21 protein-coding genes are annotated in these 22,700 nt (G+C 66.7%); all 21 read right to left on the bottom strand.

The window, feature by feature from the left end; translation table 11 throughout:
• Positions 1 to 4: 4 nt before the first annotated feature.
• Positions 5 to 1,513 (bottom strand): NADH-quinone oxidoreductase subunit M, encoded by a 1,509-nt coding sequence (locus UU7_RS02985; protein ID WP_007805218.1) that lies wholly within the window; start codon positions 1,511 to 1,513, stop codon positions 5 to 7.
• Positions 1,514 to 1,526: 13 nt separating this feature from the next.
• On the bottom strand, positions 1,527 to 3,569 hold the full coding sequence (nuoL, locus tag UU7_RS02980) for an NADH-quinone oxidoreductase subunit L (protein WP_007805216.1): 2,043 nt from the start codon (positions 3,567 to 3,569) through the stop codon (positions 1,527 to 1,529).
• 4 nt (positions 3,570 to 3,573) lie between these two features.
• Positions 3,574 to 3,879: an NADH-quinone oxidoreductase subunit NuoK gene (gene nuoK / locus UU7_RS02975; RefSeq protein WP_007805214.1), complete on the bottom strand. Its 306-nt coding sequence runs from the start codon at positions 3,877 to 3,879 to the stop codon at positions 3,574 to 3,576.
• Positions 3,876 to 4,520 (bottom strand): NADH-quinone oxidoreductase subunit J, encoded by a 645-nt coding sequence (locus UU7_RS02970; RefSeq protein ID WP_007805212.1) that lies wholly within the window; start codon positions 4,518 to 4,520, stop codon positions 3,876 to 3,878. Before UU7_RS02970 ends, nuoK begins: the two co-directional genes overlap by 4 nt.
• An 8-nt stretch (positions 4,521 to 4,528) precedes the next feature.
• A complete protein-coding gene (nuoI, locus tag UU7_RS02965) occupies positions 4,529 to 5,020 on the bottom strand; it encodes an NADH-quinone oxidoreductase subunit NuoI (protein ID WP_007805211.1) in 492 nt (163 codons plus the stop codon).
• Positions 5,021 to 5,027: 7 nt separating this feature from the next.
• Positions 5,028 to 6,056 carry an NADH-quinone oxidoreductase subunit NuoH gene (nuoH, locus tag UU7_RS02960; protein WP_007805210.1) on the bottom strand — a complete coding sequence of 343 codons (1,029 nt, stop codon included), beginning with the start codon at positions 6,054 to 6,056 and terminating at the stop codon, positions 5,028 to 5,030.
• A 4-nt stretch (positions 6,057 to 6,060) separates the two neighbouring features.
• Entirely contained in the window at positions 6,061 to 8,385 is a 2,325-nt protein-coding gene (gene nuoG, locus UU7_RS02955; RefSeq protein ID WP_007805209.1) for an NADH-quinone oxidoreductase subunit NuoG, read from the bottom strand.
• On the bottom strand, positions 8,382 to 9,707 hold the full coding sequence (nuoF, locus tag UU7_RS02950) for an NADH-quinone oxidoreductase subunit NuoF (protein WP_007805208.1): 1,326 nt from the start codon (positions 9,705 to 9,707) through the stop codon (positions 8,382 to 8,384). The genes nuoG and nuoF overlap by 4 nt, the downstream gene beginning before the upstream one ends.
• Complete coding sequence (nuoE, locus tag UU7_RS02945; RefSeq protein ID WP_007805207.1) at positions 9,707 to 10,276, bottom strand: NADH-quinone oxidoreductase subunit NuoE; 570 nt, start codon at positions 10,274 to 10,276, stop codon at positions 9,707 to 9,709. The genes nuoF and nuoE overlap by 1 nt, the downstream gene beginning before the upstream one ends.
• 21 nt (positions 10,277 to 10,297) lie before the next feature.
• Positions 10,298 to 11,551: an NADH-quinone oxidoreductase subunit D gene (locus UU7_RS02940; RefSeq protein WP_007805206.1), complete on the bottom strand. Its 1,254-nt coding sequence runs from the start codon at positions 11,549 to 11,551 to the stop codon at positions 10,298 to 10,300.
• Positions 11,552 to 11,553: 2 nt separating this feature from the next.
• Positions 11,554 to 12,282, bottom strand: coding sequence for an NADH-quinone oxidoreductase subunit C (locus UU7_RS02935; protein ID WP_007805205.1), 729 nt, complete (start codon positions 12,280 to 12,282; stop codon positions 11,554 to 11,556).
• A gap of 24 nt (positions 12,283 to 12,306) precedes the next feature.
• Positions 12,307 to 12,864, bottom strand: coding sequence for a NuoB/complex I 20 kDa subunit family protein (locus UU7_RS02930; protein ID WP_007805204.1), 558 nt, complete (start codon positions 12,862 to 12,864; stop codon positions 12,307 to 12,309).
• Positions 12,855 to 13,211 (bottom strand): NADH-quinone oxidoreductase subunit A, encoded by a 357-nt coding sequence (locus tag UU7_RS02925; RefSeq protein ID WP_007805203.1) that lies wholly within the window; start codon positions 13,209 to 13,211, stop codon positions 12,855 to 12,857. The genes UU7_RS02930 and UU7_RS02925 overlap by 10 nt, the downstream gene beginning before the upstream one ends.
• A 284-nt stretch (positions 13,212 to 13,495) precedes the next feature.
• Positions 13,496 to 13,849 (bottom strand): PilZ domain-containing protein, encoded by a 354-nt coding sequence (locus UU7_RS02920; protein ID WP_007805201.1) that lies wholly within the window; start codon positions 13,847 to 13,849, stop codon positions 13,496 to 13,498.
• Between the two features lie 84 nt (positions 13,850 to 13,933).
• Complete coding sequence (locus UU7_RS02915; protein WP_238530876.1) at positions 13,934 to 16,753, bottom strand: bifunctional diguanylate cyclase/phosphodiesterase; 2,820 nt, start codon at positions 16,751 to 16,753, stop codon at positions 13,934 to 13,936.
• 221 nt (positions 16,754 to 16,974) lie between these two features.
• A complete protein-coding gene (locus tag UU7_RS02910; RefSeq protein ID WP_007805196.1) occupies positions 16,975 to 17,928 on the bottom strand; it encodes a PIG-L deacetylase family protein in 954 nt (317 codons plus the stop codon).
• Complete coding sequence (gene holB, locus UU7_RS02905) at positions 17,925 to 18,860, bottom strand: DNA polymerase III subunit delta' (protein ID WP_007805195.1); 936 nt, start codon at positions 18,858 to 18,860, stop codon at positions 17,925 to 17,927. The genes UU7_RS02910 and holB overlap by 4 nt, the downstream gene beginning before the upstream one ends.
• Positions 18,857 to 19,495, bottom strand: coding sequence for a dTMP kinase (tmk, locus tag UU7_RS02900; RefSeq protein ID WP_007805193.1), 639 nt, complete (start codon positions 19,493 to 19,495; stop codon positions 18,857 to 18,859). The genes holB and tmk overlap by 4 nt, the downstream gene beginning before the upstream one ends.
• Entirely contained in the window at positions 19,492 to 20,526 is a 1,035-nt protein-coding gene (gene mltG / locus UU7_RS02895) for an endolytic transglycosylase MltG (RefSeq protein ID WP_007805192.1), read from the bottom strand. The genes tmk and mltG overlap by 4 nt, the downstream gene beginning before the upstream one ends.
• On the bottom strand, positions 20,523 to 21,350 hold the full coding sequence (gene pabC / locus UU7_RS02890; RefSeq protein ID WP_007805190.1) for an aminodeoxychorismate lyase: 828 nt from the start codon (positions 21,348 to 21,350) through the stop codon (positions 20,523 to 20,525). Before pabC ends, mltG begins: the two co-directional genes overlap by 4 nt.
• Positions 21,350 to 22,696, bottom strand: coding sequence for an aminodeoxychorismate synthase component I (locus tag UU7_RS02885; RefSeq protein ID WP_007805188.1), 1,347 nt, complete (start codon positions 22,694 to 22,696; stop codon positions 21,350 to 21,352). Before UU7_RS02885 ends, pabC begins: the two co-directional genes overlap by 1 nt.
• Positions 22,697 to 22,700: the final 4 nt, after the last annotated feature.

Raw genomic sequence — 22,700 nt, 5'->3', positions numbered from 1 at the left:
CCGATCAAATCTTGTGAATGGCGAGTTGCTGCACCAGCTGCGCCACCGAGCCATCCATCAGGTGGACCAGCGGCTGCGGCCAGATGCCCAGCGCCAGCACGGCGGCGGCGAAGGACGCCAGCACGAAGGTTTCGCGGCCGCTGATTTCCTCCATCTCGGCCACGTGGGGGTTGGTGATCTCGCCCCACAGCACGCGCTTGACCAGCCACAGCGTGTAGCCCGCGCCGATGATCAGGGTGAAGGCGGCAAACAGCGCGATCCACGGATTGGCGCTGAAGCTGGCCAGGATCACCATGAACTCGCCGACGAAACCGCTGGTGCCAGGCAGGCCGCAGTTGGCCATGGCAAAGAGCACGTAGAAGAAGCCGAACCACGGCATCACGTTGATCACGCCGCCGTAATCCTTGATCGCCCGGGTATGCAGGCGGTCGTACATCACGCCGATGCAGGTGAACATCGCGCCGGAGACGAAGCCGTGCGAAATCATCTGGATCATCGCGCCCTGCATGCCGACCAGCGCCATGTCGGTGTTGCCCTGCTCGCGCACCAGCGCGAACGCGATGAAGATGCCCAGCGTGACGAAGCCCATGTGCGCCACGGACGAATACGCCACCAGCTTCTTCATGTCTTCCTGCACCAGCGCGACATAGCCGATGTAGACCACCGCGACCAGGCTCAGCACGATGATGATCCACGCGAAATGCGCGCCCGCATCCGGCACGATCGGCAGGATGAAGCGCAGCATGCCGTACGTGCCGACCTTCAGCATCACCGCCGCCAGCACCACCGAGCCGCCGGTCGGCGCCTCGACGTGGGCGTCCGGCAGCCAGGTGTGCACCGGCACCATCGGCACCTTGATCGCGAACGCGATCAGGAACGCGAAGAAGATCCAGGCCTGTTCCCTGAACGTCAGCGGCAGCGCCGCCAGCGTGGCCAGGTCGAACGTGTGCGCCTTCTGGTACAGGTACAGCAGCGCGATCAGCATGAAGACCGAGCCGAAGAACGTGTAGATGAAGAACTTCAGCGTGGCATACACCCGGCGCGGACCGCCCCAGATGCCGATCAGGATGAACATCGGGATCAGGATGGCCTCGAACAGCGCATAGAACAGCAGCGCGTCGGTGGCGCAGAACACGCCGATCAGCAGGCCTTCCAGCATCAGCATCGCGGCCATGTACTGGTGCGGCTTGTCCTGGATGACTTCCCAGGCGCCCACGATCACCAGGATGCCGACGAAGGTCGTCATCACGATCAGCGCCACCGAGATGCCATCGACCGCCAGTCCGTAATGGACGCCCCACGAGGCGATCCACAGATGGCTTTCGACCAGCTGCATGGCATTGCCGGCGGGGTCGTACTGCACCAGCAGGAACAGGCTGACCACGAAGGTCAGCACCGCCACCAGCAGCGACAGCCAGCGGGCCAGGTTCGGACGGGCCGAGCCGGCAAGCAGCACCGGGATGGCGCCGATGACGGGAAGCCAGATCAACAGGCTGAGCAAATGATTGAACATGGATCTGTTTCCCTTATTGCCCGACCGGCACGGAGCCGATGAACCAGTACCCGCCAAGCAGCAGGATCAGGCCGAGAATCATCGCGAACGCGTAGTGATAGAGGTAACCCGACTGCAGCCGGCGCGTCGTGGCGGCTATGCGGTGCACCAGACCCACCGAGCCATTGACCATCGCGCCATCGATCACCGTCGTCTCGCCGGCCTTCCAGAACACCCGGCCCAGCATCACGCCACCGCGGGCGAACAGCGCGAAGTACACGTTGTCGACCCAGTACTTGCGGTCGAGCACCGTCCACAGCGGCTTCAGCGCGGACTTGATCCGACCGGCCAGCGCGGGATTGAACAGGTAGATGTAGGTGCAGGTCACGAACGCGATCACCACCAGCAGGAACGGCAGCTGGGTGAAGCCATGCAGGGCCATCGCCGTGGCGCCGTGGAACTCGTGGCCGAGTTCGGCCAGCACGTCGTTGGCCTCTTCCACGTGGATCGCGTTGCCGAACCAGTTGCCGAACAGCATGGGGCCGACCGTGAAGAAGCCCACCAGCAGCGACGGAATCGCCAGCAGCACCAGTGGCAGGGTCACCACCCACGGCGACTCCTTCGGCGCATGCGCCAGCACGCCCGGCTCGTGATGGCCATGATCGTCATGCCCGTCGTGGCCGTGGCCATGATGGTCGGCCACGGTGAAGCGCTCCTTGCCGTGGAAGGTCAGGTACATCTGGCGGAACGTGTACAGCCCCGTCACCAGTGCACCGGCCATCACGCAGAAGTAGGCGTAATGCGCGCCCCAGCGATGCGACTCGCCGACCGCCTCGATAATCGCGTCCTTGGAGTAGAAGCCCGAGGTGAACGGAATCGCCACCAGCGCCAGCGAACCGATCCACATGGTGATCCAGGTGATCGGCATGTACTTGCGCAGGCCGCCCATGTAGCGCATGTCCTGCTCGTGGTGCATCGCGATGATCACCGAGCCGGCGCCGAGGAACAGCAACGCCTTGAAGAACGCGTGGGTCATCAGGTGGAACACCGCGCCCGAATACATCGACACGCCCAGCGCCACCGTCATGTAGCCCAGCTGCGACAGCGTGGAGTACGCGATCACCCGCTTGATGTCGTTCTGCACGATGCCGATCAAGCCGGTGAACAGCGCCGTGGTCGCACCCATCACCAGCACGAAGCTCAACGCGGTCGAGGACAGCTCGAACAGCGGCGACATGCGCGCCACCATGAAGATGCCGGCGGTGACCATGGTCGCCGCGTGGATCAGCGCGGAGATCGGCGTCGGGCCTTCCATCGAATCGGGCAGCCACACGTGCAGCGGCACCTGGGCCGACTTGCCCATCGCGCCGACGAACAGGCAGATGCAGATCACCGTGGCGGCGTCCCACTGCGTGTGCGCGGTGATCTGCAGGGTCTTGCCGACCAGCCCCGGCGCCGCGTTGAACGCGGTGGCGTAATCCAGCGTGCCCAGGAAATAGAGCACCGCGGCGATGCCCAGCAGGAAGCCGAAGTCGCCCACGCGGTTGACCAGGAACGCCTTGAGGTTGGCGAAGATCGCGGTCGGCCGCTTGTACCAGAAGCCGATCAGCAGGTACGACACCAGGCCCACCGCTTCCCAGCCGAAGAACAGCTGCATGAAGTTGTTGCTCATGACCAGCATGAACATCGAGAAGGTGAACAGCGAGATGTAGCTGAAGAAGCGGGTGTAGCCCGGATCATCGCGCATGTAGCCGATGGTGTAGACATGCACCAGCAGCGACACGAAGCTCACCACCACCAGCATCATCGCGGTCAGGCGGTCGACCATGAAGCCGACACTGGCGTTGAACGGACCGATCTGGAACCAGGTGTAGAGGTTCTGGTTGTACTCGGCCGCGCCGCCCAGGGTGAGCTGGTACAGGACGTAGAACGACAGCGCGCAGGACACCAGCAGACCCAGGATCGTCACGCTGTGCGAGCCGGCGCGGCCGATGAAGCGGGCGAAGAACCCGGCCAGCAGGCAGCCCACCAGCGGCGCCAGCGCAATCGTCAGCAGGATGGATGTTGAAAGCTGCATCGGATCAACCCTTCATGCTGTCGATATCGGCGATATTGATCGTGCTGCGCGTACGGAACAGCAGCACCAGGATCGCCAGGCCGATGGCAGCTTCTGCCGCGGCCACGGTGAGGATGAAGAACACGAACACCTGCCCCGACACGTCGCCGAGGAAGCGCGAGAACGCCACGAAGTTCATGTTCACGGCAAGCAGCATCAACTCGATCGACATCAGCAGCACGATCACGTTCTTGCGGTTGATGAACAGGCCGGCGACGGCGATGCAGAACAGCACCGCGCCCAGCACGATGTAGTGCGCAAGCGTGATCATGGCTGCGGCTCCTGTGTTTCGGTCGATTCGTCGGGACGGACAGCGGCCATCTTCACGATGCGCACGCGACGGTTCGGGTCCGCCTTGACCTGCTGGCTGGCCGACTCGTAGCGGGCGTCGCGACGCTCGCGCAGGGTCAGCGCCACGGCGGCCACGATACCCACGGTGAGGATCAGCGCCGCAATCTCGAACGGCAACAGGAAGCTCGTGTACAGCGCGCGGCCCAGCCAGGCGGTGTTGGACACGCCGGCAGCCACCGCCGGATCGGCGCCCATCACGTGCGCCTGCATCGCGCGCACGCCGATCAGGCCCAGCATTTCCGCCAGCATGATCGCGGCCACGAACAGGCCGATCGGCAGGAACTTCACGAAGCCCTCGCGCATTTTTTCCTGGTCGATGTCGAGCATCATCACCACGAACAGGAACAGCACCATCACGGCGCCGACGTAGACCACGATCAGCGCCAGGGCGAGGAACTCGGCCTCCAGCAGCAGCCACAGGCAGGCGGCGCTGAAGAAGGTCAGCACCAGCGCCAGCACCGCGTGCACCGAATTCTTCAGCGTGATCACCGACAGCGCGGCAGCCACGGTGACGAAGCCGAAGGCGTAGAAGCAGATGACTTGAAGCAGTTGGGGATTCATCGTGGGCCTCAGCGGTACGCCGCGTCTTGTGCGCGGTCGGCGGCGATCTGCTGTTCGAAGCGGTCGCCGATGGCAAGCAGCTTCTGCTTGTCCACCACGTTCTCGCCGCGGTTCTCGAAGTGGTACTCGTGGATCGAAGTCTCGACGATCGAGTCCACCGGACAGCTTTCCTCGCAGAAGCCGCAGAAGATGCACTTGAACAGGTCGATCTCGTAGCGGGTGGTGCGACGCTGGCCGTCGCTCTCGCGGGGCGCCGAGTCGATCGTGATCGCCAGCGCCGGGCACACCGCCTCGCACAGCTTGCAGGCAATGCAGCGCTCCTCGCCGTTCGCGTAACGGCGCAGCGCGTGCAGGCCGCGGAAGCGGTTCGACTTGGGGATGTGCTCCATCGGGTAGCGCATCGTGTACTTGGGCTTGAACATGTAGCGCATGGTCAGCGCCATGCCCTGCAGCAGCTCGATCAGCAGCAGGCTCTTGAAATAGGCGGAAATGCGATTCATTGGATCCTCAGGCCCCCGTGCCGATGCTGACCAGGCCGTAGTACTTCATCAGGCCCGCCACGAAAACCCACGCGATGGCGATGGGAATGAAAACCTTCCAGCCCAGCCGCATGATCTGGTCATAGCGATAGCGCGGGAAGGTGGCGCGGAACCACAGGAACATGAAGGAGAACAGGAAGGCCTTGAGCAGCAGCCACGGGAAACCGCCCTGCCCGATGAAACCCCACGAGGCCGGGAACGGCGACAGCCAGCCGCCCATGAACAGGATCGCGGCGAGGAAGCTGACCAGGATCATGCTGGCGTATTCGGCCAGGAAGAACAGCGCGAACGCCGAGCCGGAGTACTCCACGTGGAAGCCAGCCACGATCTCCGACTCGCCCTCGGCCACGTCGAACGGGGCGCGGTTGGTCTCGGCCACGCCGGAGATGAAATAGATCACGAACACCGGCAGCAGCGGCAGCCAGAACCAGTCGAGGATGCCCTTGCTGCCGGCCTGCGCATTGACGATCTCGGTGAGGTTCAGCGAACCGGCCAGCACCAGCACGCAGACCAGGCACAGGCCCATCGCCAGCTCATAGGAGATCACCTGCGCGGCCGAACGCATCGCGCCGAGCAACGCATAGCGTGAGTTGGACGCCCAGCCGGCGATGATGATGCCGTACACGCCCATCGAGGTCATCGCCAGCAGGTACAGCACGCCGGCGTTCGCGTTGGACAGCACCATCGAGCTGCTGAACGGCACCACCGCCCACACCGCCAGCGCGGGCACCAGCGCGATCATCGGCGCCATGTAGTAGAGGAAGCGATTCGCCTTGGTCGGCAGGATCACTTCCTTGATCAGCAGTTTCACCACGTCGGCGAAGGCCTGCAGCACGCCGAACGGGCCGATCTTGTTCGGTCCCATGCGCACGTGCATCCAGCCGAGAACCTTGCGCTCCCAGTAGACGAACATCGCCACCGCGAGCACCAGCGGCAACACGATCGCCAGGATGTACAGGATCGGCACGACGAGCTGATGGATGAGTTGATCAAGCATCTGCTTAAGCCTTGCTCAGGGTGATGGACGCGCCATACGGCGGCAGCGTGGCGGTGAGGTCATGCGCAGCCTCGATCCAGACCGCGCCATCGGGCACGGCGGCATCGATCACCAGCGGCAACAAGGCCTCGACCACACGTACGGTGTCGCCAGCGGCAAGACCTTGGCGGGTCGCCTCGGCGGCATTCATGCGCGCCGCCGGGGCACGATTGAGCGGATGCGCATTCAGCGCCGTGGCACGACGCAGCACGGCATCCATGCGATAGATCGGCCAGGTCGCCAGACGGCTCAGGCCGCCCGTCGTGACGCGCGCCGCCAGACCCTGGCGTTCGGAGACCGCCCGCCCGGCGATACCTTCGCGCAGACCGGCAAGATCGTCGAACTCGAAACCGGCCAGTTGCAGCGCGCCGCCCAGCGCACGCAGCACCTTCCAGCCCGGCCGGGCCTCCCCCGGTGCCTTCGCGCCGGCAGCCACGCCCTGGGCCAGGCCGTCGACGTTGACCAGGGTGGCCTCGCTTTCCGGCAGCAAGGCGATCGGCAGGATCACGTCGGCCACCTCGCGCAGCGCCGGGCTGGCGTAGGCGCTGAACGCCACCACCTGCTCGGCCGCGCGCAAGGCGTTCAGGGCCGCCGCGCCATCGGCGAAATCGTGCGGCGGCTCGACGCCGTACAACACATAGCTCTTCCGCGGCTGCGCCAGCATCGCCTGCGCGTCCAGCCCGCCATTGCCCGGCACCACGCGGAGCCGGGCCAGGCCCACCGCATTGGCGCCCACCGGCAACTCGTCGTAGCCGGCGCCCGTGGCGTCGGCAATGAAACGGGCGATGGCACGCAACCAGGACGCCTGCGGATGGGTTACCGCGGCCTCGCCCAGGATCACCACCGCCGGACCCGACTTCAGCGCCGCGATCGTGTCGTTGCCGGCGTCATCGCCCGCTGCCGCAGCAATGGCGTCGGCCAGCGCCGCCGGCGCCGGGGCGCCCGCGGCGACTGCCGCCCTGGCCAGCGTCAGCAGGGCGTCGACCAGGGCCGACGGGGCAACGATCGCCTCACCAGCCAGCTTGTAATTGAAATCGAAACGCGCCGGATTGATCGCGTAGATCCTGGCGCCCTTCTTGCTCGCCTGGTGCACGCGGTGGTTCAGCAGCGGCATCTCGTGGCGCAGGTCCGAACCGACCAGCAACGCTGCGCGGATCTGGCCGACTTCCGCCACCGGCAAGCCGAACGGGCGCGCCACGGCGTTGTCGGCGAAATCGAGCTGACGCAGGCGATGATCGACGTGGGCGCTGCCCAGGCCGCGGGCCAGCCGCATCAGCAGATCGCCTTCCTCGTTCGAGCTGGCCGGATGAACCAGCATGCCCAGCTCGCTGCCCGGCGCCTTCTTCAGTGCCTCGCCGGCAAATTCCAGCGCCTCTTCCCAGCCAACCACCTGCCACTGGCCGTTGCGCTTGATCTCCGGCTTGCCGATGCGGTCGCCGGCATACATGCCCTGGTGGCTGTAGCGATCACGATCAGACAACCAGCACTCGTTGACTGCCTCGTTGTCGCGCGGCACGGTGCGCATGACTTCGCCGCGGCGCACGTGCAGCCACAGGTTGGAGCCGAGCGCGTCGTGATAGCCGATCGACGGCTTGGCGATCAGTTCCCAGGCACGCGCCTTGAACTGGAACGGCTTGTTGGTCAGCGCGCCAACCGGGCAGACATCGATGATGTTGCCGGAAAGTTCGGTCTCGATCGTCTTGCCGATATAGGTGCCGATCTGCAGGTCTTCGCTGCGATTCATGCCGCCCAGCTCGTACGTACCGGCAATCTCGCTGGTGAAACGCACGCAGCGGGTGCAGTGAATGCAGCGGGTCATCTCGGTGGCGACCAGCGGCCCGATGTTTTCATCGGCAACGGCGCGCTTGCGCTCGGTGAAGCGCGACACGCTGCGGCCATAGCCCAGCGCCACGTCCTGCAATTCGCACTCGCCACCCTGGTCGCAGACCGGGCAGTCCAGCGGATGGTTGATCAGCAGGAATTCCATCACGTCTTTCTGGAACTTCAGCGCCTTGTCCGAGCGCGTCATCACCTTCATGCCTTCGGCCACCGGGGTGGCGCACGCCGGCTGCGGCTTGGGCATCAGCTTGCCGCCCATCTCCACGTCGACCAGGCACATGCGGCAGTTGGCGGCGATCGGCAGCTTGCGGTGATAGCAGAAACGCGGGATCGAAACGCCGATCGCGTCGGCAGCCTCGATGATCATCGCGCCCTTGCGGATCTGCGTCGGCTTGCCGTCGACCTCGATGTTGATCAGGTCCGGCGCGGTGCCGGTCGGCTGCGCACTCATGCAGCAACTCCAGGGTTGGCTTGTGCAAGCTTGTCCTCGACCATCGAGCGACCGTGCTGCACGAAGTATTCGAATTCATTCCAGAAGCGGGCCAGGAAGCCCTGCACCGGCCACGCGGCGGCTTCGCCGAACGCGCAGATGGTGTGGCCCTCGATCTGGCCGGCGATCGCCTTCAGCCGATGGAGGTCTTCCTCGGTGCCCCTGCCCTCGACGATGCGGGTCAGCACCCGGTGCATCCAGCCGGTGCCCTCGCGGCACGGCGTGCACTGGCCGCACGACTCGGCCTTGTAGAAACGCGAGATGCGGTGGCAGACCCTGACCATGCAGGTGGTCTCGTCCATCACGATCACCGCGCCGGAGCCCAGGCCCGAACCGGCCTTCTGCAGGCAGTCGTAGTCCATCGTGCTGTCGAGCATGATCTCGGCCGGCAGCACCTTCATCGAGGAGCCGCCGGGGATCACCGCCTTGAGCTTGTGGCCGTTGCGCACGCCGCCGGCCATCGCCAGCAGCTCGGAGAACGGCGTGCCCAGGCGGATCTCGAAGTTGCCGGGGTTGTTGACGTGGCCGGAGACGGAAAAGATCTTCGGGCCGCCGTTGTTCGGCTTGCCGATATTGAGGAACCAGTCGGCGCCGTTGCGCAGGATCGCCGGCACCGAGGCGTAGGTCTCGGTGTTGTTGATCGTGGTCGGCTTGCCATACAGGCCGAAACCGGCCGGGAACGGCGGCTTGAAGCGCGGCTGGCCCTTCTTGCCTTCCAGCGATTCCATCAGCGCGGTTTCTTCACCGCAGATGTAGGCGCCCGCGCCGAGCGCGTTGTAGATGTCCACGTCGATGCCACTGCCCTGCACGTTCTTGCCGAGCAGGCCGGCAGCATAGGCTTCCTTCAGCGCCTCCTCGATGTGCTCGTAGGGCTCGTGATGGAATTCGCCGCGCAGGTAGTTGTAGGCCACGGTGGAACCGGTGCAATAGCAGGCGATGGCCAGGCCCTCGATCACCGCATGCGGGTTGTAGCGCAGGATGTCGCGGTCCTTCGCCGTGCCCGGCTCGGATTCGTCCGAGTTGCACAGGATGTACTTCTGCATGTCGCCCTTGGGCATGAAGGACCACTTCAGGCCGGTCGGGAAGCCCGCGCCGCCACGGCCGCGCAGGCTGCTCTTCTTGATCTCGTCGACCAGCGAGGCCGGATCGGGCTTCTCGGCGAGGATCTTCTTCCACGCCTTGTAGCCATCGACCTTCTCGTAGCTTTCCATCGACCACGGCTTGTCGAAATGCAGCGTGGTGTAGACGACCTGGTGGTCCTGGGGTGCGGGTCCGACAGCCATCAGTGGTTCCCCTCGGCGTCGTGGCCGTGCGCAGGGCCATCCATGCTCAGGCCATCGAGGATCGCGTCGATCTTCTCGACGGTCAGGCGCTCATGGTAATGACCGTTCACCGTCATCGCCGGTGCGTAGACGCACGCCGCAATGCACTCTTCTTCCAGTTTCAGATAGATCCGGCCATCGGGCGTGCTTTCCCCCGCCTTGATGCCGAGCTTGGTCTCGCAGTGGCGCAGCAGGTCTTCCGCGCCGTTGAGCCAGCACGAGATGTTGGTGCAGATCGCCACGTTGTTGCGGCCGACCGGCCTGGTTTCCAGCATCGAGTAGAAGCTGGCCACCTCGTACGCCCAGATCGCCGGCAGCTCGAGATACTTGGCCACCGCGGTGATCAGCTCGTCGGTAAGGTAGCCATGGTTCTGCTCCTGCGCGCCAAACAGCGCCTGGATCAGCGCCGAGCGCTTGCGGTCGGGCGGGAACTTGGCCGCCCAGGCATCGATGTGCCGGCGGGTGTGTTCGGTGAGTACGGCGAACGGGTCGACGTTCCTGACCTGCTCGAAATGTCCGGTGGCTTTCATGGGTTTCTCCGTCGTGCCGGCTCAGCGATCCACTTCGCCGAACACGAGGTCATAGGTACCGATCATGGCCACCACGTCGGCGAGCATGTGGCCGCGCACGATGGTGTCCATGGATGACAGGTGGGCGAAGCCCGGTGCGCGCAGGTGCACGCGGAACGGCTTGTTGGCGCCGTCGGAAACCAGGTAGCAGCCGAACTCGCCCTTGGGCGCCTCGACCGCGCAGTAGGTTTCGCCGGCCGGCACGCAATACCCTTCGGTGAACAGCTTGAAGTGATGGATCATGGCTTCCATGTCCTCCTTCATCTCGACCCGCGACGGCGGGGCGACCTTGAAGTTCTTCACCATCACCGGCCCGGGATTGGCCTTCAGCCACTGCACGCACTGCCGGATGATCCGGTTGGACTGGCGCATCTCTTCCACGCGCACCAGGTAACGGTCGTAGCAGTCGCCGTTGACGCCGACCGGGATGTCGAAGTCCATCTCGGCGTACTTCGCGTACGGCTGCTTCTTACGCAGGTCCCACTCGACGCCCGAGCCGCGCAGCATCGCGCCGGTCATGCCCCATTGCTGGGCCAGCTCCGGACTGATCACCCCGATGCCGACGGTGCGCTGCTTCCAGATGCGGTTGGTGGTCAGCAGTTCCTCGTACTCGTCCACCTTGGACGGGAAGTCGGCGGTGAACGCCTCGAGGTAGTCGAGCATCGAACCTTCGCGCCAGCTGTTGATGCGCTTCAGGTCGGCGCCCTTGTGCCACGGCGACTCGCGGTACTTCGACATCTGTTCGGGCAGGTCGCGGTAGACGCCGCCCGGGCGATAGTACGTGGCATGCATGCGCGCGCCCGACACCGCCTCGTACACGTCCATCAGTTCCTCGCGTTCGCGGAACGCGTACAGGATCACTGCCATCGCACCCAGGTCGAGCGCGTTCGAACCGATCCACATCAGGTGGTTCAGGATGCGGGTGATCTCGTCGAACATGGTGCGGATGTACTGCGCGCGCTCCGGCGCCTCGATCCCCAGCAGGGTTTCGATCGAGCGCACGTAGGCATGCTCGTTGCACATCATCGACACGTAGTCGAGCCGGTCCATGTAGCCGATCGACTGGTTGAACGGCTTGGACTCGGCCAGCTTCTCGGTACCGCGATGCAGCAGGCCCACGTGCGGATCGGCGCGGACGATGGTCTCGCCGTCCATCTCCATGATCAGGCGCAGCACGCCGTGGGCGGCCGGATGCTGCGGGCCGAAATTCATCGTGTAGTTGCGGATCTCTTGCATGCTCAATTCTCCCGCCAGTGATCGGCGGCTTCGGCCTTGGCCTGCATCAGGTCGGCATCGTCGCGAATGGTGCGTGGAACCAGCACGCGGGGCTCGATCGACACCGGCTCGTAGATCACCCGCTTCTGCAGCGGGTCGTAGCGCACTTCGACGTTGCCGATCAGCGGGAAGTCCTTGCGGAACGGATGGCCGACGAAGCCATAGTCGGTGAGGATGCGGCGCAGGTCGGGATGGCCGTCGAAGATGATGCCGTACAGGTCGAACGCCTCGCGCTCGAACCAGTTCACGCCCGGCCACACCAGGGTCAGCGACGGCACCATCGGCAGGCTGTCGTCCGCGCAGAACACGCGCAGGCGCAGGCGCCGGTTGTGTTCGAGCGAGAGCAACTGGATCACCGCGGCGAACCGGCGCGGCCGGTTTCCGCCACGGGGACGACCGGCCCAGTCGAAGCGCCCCTGGGCCTCGCCTTCCACGCCGCGCGAGAAGCCGGTGCCGGAGACGGTCTCGGTATCCCACTCGGTCTGGCCGTAGCCGAGATAGTCGATGCCGCACAGGTCGATCAGTTCGCTGAAGCGGAACGCCGGCTCGTCGCGCAGCGCGGTGGCCACGGCGATCAGGTCGGCCGCTGCGAGTTCCGCGACGGTTTCATTGCGGACCGTGCTGATGCTCAGCGTGTCGCCGAATCGCGCGATCAGCTGGGTGGCCAGCGAGGTCTTGGGGGTATCGGTCATGGCTGCGCCTTCGGAGTGTGCCATTCAGGAGCGCGCGATGGTGCTGGTGCGGCGGATCTTCTTCTGCAACTGCAGGATGCCGTGAATCAGCGCCTCGGCCGTGGGCGGGCAGCCCGGCACGTAGATGTCCACCGGCACGATGCGGTCGCAACCACGCACCACGGAATAGGAGTAGTGGTAATAGCCGCCGCCGTTCGCGCAGCTGCCCATCGAGATCACCCACTTCGGCTCGGGCATCTGGTCGTAGACCTTGCGCAGCGCCGGGGCCATCTTGTTGACCAGGGTGCCGGCCACGATCATCACGTCGGACTGGCGCGGGCTGGGGCGGAAGATCACGCCGTAGCGGTCCAGGTCCAGTCGCGACATGCCGGCGTGCATCATCTCCACCGCGCAGCAGGCCAGGCCGAAGGTCATCGGCCACATCGAGCCGGTACGCGCCCAGTTCATCAGCGCATCGATGCTGGTGGTGGCGAAACCGCGCTGCACCACCGGGTTGTCACCGGCCGGCAGCAGGATGTCGTCGACCAGGTTCAACGGCTCCGGGTTGTGCATCACCCGGCTGACGGAATCCATCACTCCCATTCGAGTGCTCCCTTCTTCCACACGTAGGCGAAACCGATGACCAGCAACAGCAGGAACAGGCCCATCTCGATCAGCGCGATCACGCCGAGCTGCTGGAAGACCACCGCCCATGGAAACAGGAAGGCGATTTCCAGATCGAAGATGATGAACAGGATGGCGAGCAGGTAGTAGCGCACGTCGAAGCGCATGCGGGCATCCTCGAACGCCTCGAAGCCGCACTCGTACGGCGCCAGCTTCTCCGCCTCGGGACGACGCGGGCCTGCCAGCAGGCCAATGGCCAGCAGCACCACGCCAAGGCCGGCAGCGACGCCGATGAACAACAGGACAGGCCAGTATTCGGCAAGCACGATGCAACTTACCTCCGCGCCGCTGGGCGCATCAGTGACCGTGGGTGTGATCGGGCAACTCACGGTCCGGCGATTTCGATTCGGCAGGCCGCTGAGGCCATGGGCTTTCGGCCCCGTCCGCAGGCGTTGCTGCCACGGACGTCCGACGTCTCGCGAAAAGAATTCGCGAATCCGGCCATTGTATCAGTGCGAAGGGGTACAACAAGCCTTGACGGGCAATCGCGTGCCGACTAACCGCACGACGGATGCCCGTCACAAGGCGCAGACGCGACGACGCGCACGCATCACATCGTGTGCGTGGGGCGCTCGGAGTTGAGCGTGCCAGCCAGGATGTTCTCGATCCGGCTGCGGGCGGCTTCCGCATCGCCCGACTCGTTGAAGTGGATGCCGATGCCGGCGGTGCGATTGCCCTGGGCGCCGACCGGACTGACCCAGACCACCTTGCCGACCACCGAGATGCGCTCGGTTTCCTCCGCCAGGGTCACCAGCAGCACCACCTCGTCGCCCAGCGAATAGGACTGCGCGGTGGCGGCGAACAGGCCGCCGTGCTTGAGGAAGGGCATGTACGCGTTGTACAGCGACGCCGCATCCTTGATTTTCAGCGAGATGATGCCCTGCCGGGCGCCCATGGGTTTCATGCTTGGCTCCTGCCGGACATGTGACACGCCCGGTCGATGGGACGGATCTTAGAGGCTGTCAGCGACGCATACCACCGGGCGTCGTCACGCAATGCCCTGCTGGCTCGCCAGCAGCGACTGGCGCTCGTTCACCAGGCTGCCCCAGGAACCCGGCGGAACCCAGCCGGCGACCCAGCCCGGCACCTGCGCGGCCGGCATCGGCCGGGATATCCAGAAGCCCTGCAACTGATGGCAGCCGAGCGAGGCCAGCAGGTCGCCCTGATCGGACGTTTCGACGCCCTCGGCGATCACCGCCTTGGCCAGCATGCGCGCCGTGGTGATCACCCCCGCGGCGATCGCCATGTTCCGGTCGTCGCTGATGATGTCGCGCACGAAGCTCTGGTCCAGCTTGATGTGTTCGATGTCGAGCTTCTGGATGTGGCTCAGCGAGGCGCTGCCGGTGCCGAAGTCGTCCAGGCCCACGCGGATGCCGCGGCGGCGGCACTCCTCGATCACTTCCTTGGCACGGGTGTGGTCCATGCTCGGCCCGGTCTCGGTCACCTCGATGCCGAAGCCCACGTCCATCACGTCGGGGTAGTTCTCCAGCACGGCGTCGATGTCGGTGAAGAAGGCCGGGTGCAGCAGGTGACGGGTGCTGATGTTGACCGACACCGGGATCGAAACGCCCGCGCGGATCCACGACTGGCAGCAGCGCAGCGCCTCTTCCAGCACGTAGCGGCCGATCGGGCGGGCCAGTTGCGGGTCGTCCAGCACGTGCATGAAATTGCCCGGCTCGACCAGCGGATCGCTGTCGCTCAGTCGCAGCAGGGCTTCCATGCCGGCCACGCCATGCAGGCCCGGCAGGCCGTCGATGTAGACGATCGGCTGGAACAGCAGCAGCAGCTGATCCTGCTGCAGGGCCTGCGCGATCCGCTCGCGCATCGCCTGCAGGCGGACCTGCTCGAGCTCCATCGCCGGCTCGTACAACATGCCGCGATCCTTGCCCTCGTCCTTGGCCTGGTACATCGCCAGGTCGGCATGCCGCACCAGTCCCTCGGCATCCGATTCGTCCAGCGGAAACAGGGTCCAGCCGATGCTGGCCGACAGGTACAGCTGCTCGCCCATCAGGTTGAACGGCGCGCGCAGCGCCTGGAGAATGCAGCGGCTGATCACGTCGAGCTGCTCCCGGCTGTCCAGCCCCGGGATGACCAGGGCGAACTCGTCGCCGCCGAAGCGGGCCAGCACGTCCGCCTCGCGCAACATGCCCACGACCCGCGCCGAGGCCTCTGCCAGCACATGGTCACCGCCACCATGGCCGATCGTGTCGTTGACGCTCTTGAAGCGATCCAGGTCCAGCACGCCCACGGCCAGCAGGCTGCCTTGCGTGCTGGCGCGGGTACGAGCCTGTTCCAGCAACTCGAACAGCAGGCGACGGTTGGGCAAACCGGTCACCACGTCGTAGAAGGCCAGCCGCTCGACGCGTGCCTCGTGCATCTTCTGCCGGGTGATGTCGCGGTGATGCCAGAGGCGTCCACTGGCAACCTCGCCGACCCGCACCGGGGTGAAGTCGCGCAGGAAGATGCGCCCGTCGCCCATGGTCACTTCATCGCCCTTGACGGGCAGGTCCTGCTGCAGGACCTGGCTGATTCGCCGCTCGGCGGATGGCGGATCGGCATACGTTGAAAGCAGTCGTGCGTAGAGCCAGTCCGCCGCCCTGCCCTCCAGCTCGGCGGGTGATTCGGACAGGCCGAACAGGGTGCAGAAGGCCTCGTTGGCAAAGCCCACGCGATCGTCCTCGGACACCACCAGGATGCCGGCGTGCTGGTTGGACAGCACCGTGCGGAAATACTGCAGGCTGAAGCGCAGTTCCTGCTCCGCCGCCAGTCGCGCCGCCTGGGCGCGCTGCACCTGGATACCGAGCCCCAGCTCCACCGCCATCTCGGCGAAGGCCTGGATCTCGATGTCGCCGAAGGCATCCGCCGTGGCCGCGCCGACGACCAGGCAACCGGCGATCGCCCCGGCCACACGCAGCGGCAGGGCCAGCAGCGACTGCACGTCTGCACATCCGGACTGCGCCGTGCCCGGATGGCTCGACTGGGGCTGACCCAGTGCAAGCGCCCTGGCCACCATGGCGCCCGCAGGGGTCTGGTCGAGCGGGCTCGACTGGAGGTCCTGCAGCAGGCCGGCGTCCAGCCCTTCGTGCGCCTGCTGCACCAGGCGACCCGGATCACCGGTGTCGAGCAGGCCGATCCAGGCAGCGCTGTAGCCACCGATGGCACGCAGCACGCGACAGGCGCCGGACAACAGCGACGGTTCGCTTTCGCTGTGGGTGACCAGCTTGATCATCTCGCTGAGCAGGCGCAGCGCACGCCGCTGGCGCGCCTCGTCCTGCACCGAAAGCAGCAGGCGCGCGCGCTGCTCGTGCGCTTCGAGACCGAATCCGATGCTGATCGCCACCTGCTGCAACAGCTCGATCATCCGCGGCGAGAAATAATCGGCGTGCGCGGCGCGTATCACCAGCGCCGCGCAGACTTCGCCAAACTTCAGCACCGGCACGGCCAGCGCGGCACCCACCTCGTGCCTTGCGTAGGCAGGCCGGAACATCTGCAGGGGTTCGCTGTGGCGGACCTCGGCTTCCAGTTGCGGCTCGCCGCGCCAGAAGGCCGGTTGTGCCGCCGAAAACGGGATGCGCTCGGGATAGATGTCGGCCATCCCGGCAGCTACATCGGCAGGTGCGATGCGCTGCAGCCAGCCGCTGCGATGGTCCAGCTCGCCCACCATCACCAGCCGCGCGCCGATCCGGCGCTGCAGAACCTCGATCACCGCCTCGTACAGGACTGCCGGCTCCAGCGCACGCACCAGCAACTGCCCGATCTCGGACAACGCGGCGTGGAAACTCTCGCCCGAGGCGGCATCGGCTGCCACCTGCGTCAAGCCCTGCTCCGATATGTGCATTCGGATGTCCGCCGGATGGACCGGCTGCGATGACGTCTGCCCTTCCAGGCAGCTGCTGGAACCACTGGAATTGCCGTCACCGGATTGCGTGACCGGACGTGATGACGGGCCAGGCCACCGTCATCTTCCCCCTGCCTCAAGCTAGCCCGGTCAACCGGGGCGCGCAAGAGCCGTCCTGCACGGGCAGCCGGTCAGGAAAGTTCGCACCAGCCCCAGTGATCGAAAATCCACGGCGTGGGCAAGGCCAGGGTCAGGCGCGCGAAAACCGGCGCCTCGCGTGCCACGGCGGAGGGCAACAGGCGCCAGCTTCCGGCATCGTCGCGTTGCAGCGGGGCCCGTGCCCAGTGCCAGCGTTCCACCCCCGCGGCACTGACCACGCTGAGCCGCAGCCACGGGTTCAGCCAGGCCGGCGGCCGCCAGGGCAAGGCCGCCAGCGGCGGGGCCGGCCAGGCCCAGCATTCCGGTCGGCCGGCCAGGTGCCGCATGCGCGTGCCGCTGAGTGCCATCTGGCTGCAGTGTGCCTCCAGCGCAGCAAGCTTGCGGGCCACCTGCAAGGTGCTGCCGGCCACTTCGAAAGAGTCGTCACCACGATCCCCATGCACCAGGTAGCCCAGCAGGGGCGGCGGGGCGGACCGTCCGGCCAGGGCCAGGCGCACCAGCACGTGCGCCGAGCCGTGATCGGGATGATGGTCGGACAGCGCCGGCGCCAGCACCAGGCTGGGGCCAAACGCATCGATGGCCGCCGCCAGCGTCGCCACGGCAGCTCGGGGCGACTGCAACAGCAGCTCGGTCAGCCCCATGTCGGGCCAGTCCAGCGGCTGCAGGCTCGAATCATCCAGGCCAAGCTGCTGCAACGCCTGCAACATCTCGCCGCGACGGCGCTGGCCCCAGCGCCTGCGATCGTCGGCGCCGATGCGGATGCGTCGCTCCAGCCAGCGCTGCGGCCAGGGATTGTTGTCGCCGGCCGTCAGCAGCAGGATGCGCACCTCGCCACCCGCCGCACGTACCCGCTGGATCAGCAGGCCGGTGGCGATGGTTTCGTCATCCGGATGCGGCGCGACCACCAGCAACCGGGTTCGTGCGGACAACTCCGGCAAGCCATCCATCGCCGCCGACGTCAGCGAGATGCCGCCAGCCGGGGTCATCGCCACTGCGCGAGCAGTTCGAGCAGCAACAGGTCGCCACGCAGCGGCCCGCGCAAGGCCTCACGAGTACGATTGACCGCGTCATACCAGTGCGCCAGCGCCTCGACATCCATGGCGCTGGCCAACGGCGCGGCGCTGACTGATGAACGCGCACGGATCTCGTCCGCGGTGGCCTGGGCGGCGAACCACAGCCGCTGTGCCGGCTCGTTGTCCAGCCAGCGCTTGACGACCTCGATCGGCTGTCCCCGACCGGCGGCCAGCGCCGCCAGGTCCTTGCGCACTTCCTGCCGGCGCTCCAGTGCGCCCTCGCCGGCCCAGGCCCGGGCCAGGCCGGGATTGCCCGCAGCCGCCGCCAGCGCCTCCGCGGGATGGCGCACGCCTTGGTCCTGCAGCCAGGCCAGCGCGTCGGCTTCAGCCGGAAGCTGGAACTCGACCCGCTGGCAACGGCTGCGAATGGTCTGCGGCAGGCGCCAGGGCGCATCGGCCAGCAGGATCAGCATGGTCTGCGCGGCCGGCTCCTCCAGCGTCTTCAGCAGCGCATTGGCGGCAGCCGCGTTCATCGCGTCGGCAGGGTCGATGATCGCCACCTGCCAGCCGCCGAACTGGCTGTTCATCGCCAGCCGCGCGGACAGTTCGCGGATCTGGTCGACCACGATCTCGCTGCGCTGCACGCCATCCTTGCGCAGCCCGAAACTCAAGGTGACCAGGTCCGGATGGGAACCGGCGGCGATCAGCAGGCAGCTGCGGCAATGACCGCAGGGCTCGCCGTCCACCGGCTCGCTGCACAGCAGCCCCTGCATGAAATGCCGGACGAACGCGCGCTTGCCCAGCCCGGCAGCACCACAGACCAGCAGCGCATGCGCCAGTGCCCCGCGCTGGCGACTTGCCTGCAGCCGCGCCCAGTGCGGAAGCTGCCAGGGCAGCACGCTCATGGCCGCGCCCCGGCCAGCAGGTCTTCCAGTGCCATCGTGGCGGCAGCCAGCACCTGGGCCGGCGACTGGCCGGCGTCGAGCGTCCGGAAACGTTCCGGCTCGGCGGCAGCACGCTCGCGATAACGGGCACGCACGCGTTCGAAGAACGCATCGGCCTCGACCTCGATGCGGTCGGCGTCGCCGCGACCGGCAGCGCGGGCCCGCCCGGTAGCCACCGGCAGGTCGAGCAGCAGGGTCAGGTCAGGCTGCACGCCCATGCAGGCCCAGCGTTCCAGCTCTGCGATGCGTTCGGTCGGCTGGCCGCGACCGCCACCCTGGTAGGCATGGCTGGCATCGGCGTAGCGGTCACACAGCACCCAGCGCCCCGCCGCCAGGGCCGGCTCGATCACCTCGCGCACCAGTTGCGCACGCGCGGCGAACATCAGCAGCAGTTCGGTTTCCGCGGCCATGCCGCGCTGGACCGGATCGAGCACGATCGCGCGCACGGCCTCGCCCACGGTGGTTCCGCCGGGTTCGCGCGTCTGCACCAGCGACACGCCGTTTCGTTCGATGTGTTCGCGCAGGCCGGCCAGCAAGGTGCTCTTGCCCGCACCCTCGCCGCCTTCGAGGCTGATGAACTTTCCTCGCGCGGTCATCGGCAACGCTTCCGCTGGTAGCAGTCGACATGGCGATTGTGTTCTTCCAGGGTGCGCGCAAACACGTGGCCGCCATCGCCACGCGCCACGAAATACAGCGCATCGCCGGCGGCCGGATGCAGCGCCGCGACCAGCGCGGGCCTGCCGGGCAAGGCGATCGGTGTCGGCGGCAGGCCGGCCCGGGTATAGGTGTTGAACGGCGTGTCGGTGGTCAGGTCGCTCTTGCGGATATTGCCGGCATAGTTCGCACCCATGCCGTAGATCACGCTGGGGTCGGTCTGCAGCAGCATGTGGTTCTGCAGCCGTCGCACGAACACCCCGGCGATCTGCGCCCGCTCGACGGGAAGGCCGGTTTCCTTCTCCACGATCGAGGCCAGGATCAGCGCCTCGTACGGCGTGGCCAGCGGCAGGTCCGGCGCGCGGCCCGGCCACAGCTCATCCAGCGTCTTCACCATCGCAGCGTGCGCACGGCGCAGGATGTCCAGGTCGCTGTCACCCTTCACATAGGCGTAGGTCTCGGGCAGGAAACGCCCTTCCGGCGCCTCGCCGCCCGCACCGATCTTCTGCATCACGGCGGCGTCATCCAGGTTGGCGCTGTCGTGCTGCAGCTTCTCCGCCCTGGCCAGCGCCTGGCGCAGTTCGGCGAAGGTCCAGCCGTCGACGATGGTGAAATTGCGCTGCAGCACTCGGCCTGCCGCCATGTTGGCCAGCAGCTGGCGCGGCGTGATGCCCGGCTCGAGGGCGTACTCGCCGGCATGCAGCTTGCCGGCCACCCGCATCTGCGCCGCCAGTGCCCGCCAGTACAGCGGGTTGGCCGTGCTCAGGCCCTGCCGGCGCAGGTCGGCGACGATGTCCCTGAAGCTGCTGCCTCGGGCCACGTCGATACTGCCACCGCCGGCTGCCACGTTCAGCGGTGTCGAATTGAACCGCGTATAGGCATTGCCGAGATAGAACACGGCAACGGCTGCGGCCAGCAGCAGGAGCACCAGCAACTTGAGCCATGCGCGGCCGTGCACCCGTTTGTCACTCATCCAGCCTGCTCCATCGTGAAACCCAGATCCTGCCAATGCTGCTGCAACCGGCGCGTGAGTGCACCGGGCCGATGGTCGCGCCCATCGAGCGAACGCACCGGCACGATGCCGCGCACGCTCGAACTGAGGAACAACTCGTCCGCCGCGTGCAGCATCGCCAGCGTCATCTCACCCACTCGCGCCTCCGAGCAGCACGCCAGCACCTCGGCTCGCGCCACCCCGGCCACGCCGCAGCGGTCCAGCGATGGCGTCAGCAACTGACCATCGATCACCGCAAACAGATTGGCCATGGTCGCCGAAATCACCCGCTCGTGGCTATCCAGCAGGACGCCCTCGGCGATCGCCGGATCATCCCACTCGGCCCGCGCCATGACCTGCTCCAGCCGGTTCAGATGCTTGATGCCGGCCAACAGAGGCTGTTCCGCCAGGCGGATCGTGCAGACGCGCATGCACACGCCTTCCGAATACACGTTCGGGTCCACTTGCGGTGGTGCGAATGCAGCCACCACGCGGGTGGGTCGCACGTGGACCGGCAGCGCGTAACCGCGCTCACCCTGGCCGCGGCTGAGCGTGATGCGGACCACCGACTGCGGCATGCCGGCGCTGACCTGCAACGCCTCGCGCCAAAGTTGCTGCGGGTCGGCCGCGGGAATCCGCAGGCGCGCGCAGCCATCGGCCAGTCGTTGCATGTGACGCGACCACAGGGGCGCGACGCCGCCGACCAGGCGAATGCTTTCGAACAGGCCGTCACCGTAGGCTAGGCCACGATCCAGCACCGAAACCTGCTGCGCCGCTTCGCCGTCGACCAGGACGCGCGCGGGCATCAGTCCGGCACCCCCAGTGCGCGCAGCAGCCCGCGCGCCTTGGCGCGGGTTTCCGCCAGCTCGCTGGCCGCCACCGAATCGGCCACGATGCCGGCGCCGGCGCGCAGGCTCACTTCGTTGCCCAGCAGGGTCAGCGTGCGGATCAGGATGTTCAAGTCGAGGTCACCGTTGCGATCGAGATATCCCAGCGCGCCGGTATAGGCGCCGCGTGGCGCGTCTTCCAGCGCCGCGATGATTTCCATGCAGCGCACCTTGGGACAACCGGTGATGGTGCCGCCCGGGAAAGTGGCAGCGATCACCTCGCCGGGCGTCACCTCGCTGCGCAGTCGCCCGCGTACATTGGAGACGATGTGGTGAACGTGGGCGTAACTCTCCACCACCATCAGCTCGTCGACCGCGACCGTGCCCGGCACGCAGACCCGACCCAGGTCGTTGCGCTCCAGGTCGATCAGCATCACGTGTTCTGCGCGCTCCTTCGGATGCGCGCTGAGCTCGCGGATGCGCGCCGCATCGTCGTCACCGGCCACGCGCGGGCGGGTGCCTGCGATCGGCCGGGTCTGCGCCACGCCGCCGCGCACTTCGACCAGCCGCTCCGGCGACGAGCTGACCACCGCCCAGCCCGGTTGCTGCAGCAGGCCGGCGAACGGCGCCGGGTTGGCACGGCGCAACACCGCGTAGAGCGAGGCCGCGGTGGGCGGCGGCGCGTAACGGGCACGCCATGCCCGCGACAGGTTCACCTGGAAGATGTCACCGGCCTGGAGATGCTCGTGGATGCGCGCCACGCCGTCGAGGAAGTGTTCCGGCGCGTCTTCTTCCCAGCCGCACGGCGCGGCCAGCGGCGGGACCGCGGGTTCCGCGCCAAGATCCGCTTCGAGCCGGTCGAGAAGATCCTCCTGCCCCGCCTCGGCGACCAGGATCGTGCAGTCACGTGCATGGTCGACGATCACCGCCGCCGGGCAGCGCAGCGCCAGCGCCAGGGGCAGTTCGGCGGGCGGGCGCAGGCGCAGTCCCGGCTCGATCTCGCCGGCCAGCTCATAGGCCAGCAGCAGCACCCAGCCGCCGTGGAACGGCAGGTCGTCGCCTGCGGGCGGCAGGCGGGCCGCGCGCCACGCCTCATCCAGCGCGTCGAGGAAGCGCCCTTCCCGCGGCTGTCCGTCGTGGTCGCGCAGGCTCCCGTCCGCGTGCAGGCTCAGCGAGTCTTCGGGAAACCCGAACAGGATGTCGTAGCGCGACTGCGCGGTGCCATGCACCACGCTTTCCAGCAGGCAGGGATAGCGCGCGGGAAATGAAGCGGCCGGCGCGAGCAGGTCGCGCCGGCCGGGCAGGATGCGGCGATGGCAGGTCACGCGT

It is taken from the genome of Rhodanobacter spathiphylli B39, from assembly GCF_000264295.1.
Lineage (GTDB): Bacteria > Pseudomonadota > Gammaproteobacteria > Xanthomonadales > Rhodanobacteraceae > Rhodanobacter > Rhodanobacter spathiphylli.
This window is presented reverse-complemented; position numbering and strand designations above follow the sequence as displayed.

Excerpts from the sequence above, each read along its gene's own strand:
- UU7_RS02985 (WP_007805218.1), bottom strand. The coding sequence starts at position 1,513 with ATGTTCAATCATTTGCTCAGCCTGTTGATCTGGCTTCCCGTCATCGGC.
- nuoL (WP_007805216.1), bottom strand. The coding sequence starts at position 3,569 with ATGCAGCTTTCAACATCCATCCTGCTGACGATTGCGCTGGCGCCGCTG.
- nuoK (WP_007805214.1), bottom strand. The coding sequence starts at position 3,879 with ATGATCACGCTTGCGCACTACATCGTGCTGGGCGCGGTGCTGTTCTGC.
- UU7_RS02970 (WP_007805212.1), bottom strand. The coding sequence starts at position 4,520 with ATGAATCCCCAACTGCTTCAAGTCATCTGCTTCTACGCCTTCGGCTTC.
- nuoI (WP_007805211.1), bottom strand. The coding sequence starts at position 5,020 with ATGAATCGCATTTCCGCCTATTTCAAGAGCCTGCTGCTGATCGAGCTG.
- nuoH (WP_007805210.1), bottom strand. The coding sequence starts at position 6,056 with ATGCTTGATCAACTCATCCATCAGCTCGTCGTGCCGATCCTGTACATC.
- nuoG (WP_007805209.1), bottom strand. The coding sequence starts at position 8,385 with ATGAGTGCGCAGCCGACCGGCACCGCGCCGGACCTGATCAACATCGAG.
- nuoF (WP_007805208.1), bottom strand. The coding sequence starts at position 9,707 with ATGGCTGTCGGACCCGCACCCCAGGACCACCAGGTCGTCTACACCACG.
- nuoE (WP_007805207.1), bottom strand. The coding sequence starts at position 10,276 with ATGAAAGCCACCGGACATTTCGAGCAGGTCAGGAACGTCGACCCGTTC.
- UU7_RS02940 (WP_007805206.1), bottom strand. The coding sequence starts at position 11,551 with ATGCAAGAGATCCGCAACTACACGATGAATTTCGGCCCGCAGCATCCG.
- UU7_RS02935 (WP_007805205.1), bottom strand. The coding sequence starts at position 12,282 with ATGACCGATACCCCCAAGACCTCGCTGGCCACCCAGCTGATCGCGCGA.
- UU7_RS02930 (WP_007805204.1), bottom strand. The coding sequence starts at position 12,864 with ATGGGAGTGATGGATTCCGTCAGCCGGGTGATGCACAACCCGGAGCCG.
- UU7_RS02920 (WP_007805201.1), bottom strand. The coding sequence starts at position 13,849 with ATGAAACCCATGGGCGCCCGGCAGGGCATCATCTCGCTGAAAATCAAG.
- UU7_RS02910 (WP_007805196.1), bottom strand. The coding sequence starts at position 17,928 with ATGACCCCGGCTGGCGGCATCTCGCTGACGTCGGCGGCGATGGATGGC.
- holB (WP_007805195.1), bottom strand. The coding sequence starts at position 18,860 with ATGAGCGTGCTGCCCTGGCAGCTTCCGCACTGGGCGCGGCTGCAGGCA.
- tmk (WP_007805193.1), bottom strand. The coding sequence starts at position 19,495 with ATGACCGCGCGAGGAAAGTTCATCAGCCTCGAAGGCGGCGAGGGTGCG.
- mltG (WP_007805192.1), bottom strand. The coding sequence starts at position 20,526 with ATGAGTGACAAACGGGTGCACGGCCGCGCATGGCTCAAGTTGCTGGTG.
- pabC (WP_007805190.1), bottom strand. The coding sequence starts at position 21,350 with ATGCCCGCGCGCGTCCTGGTCGACGGCGAAGCGGCGCAGCAGGTTTCG.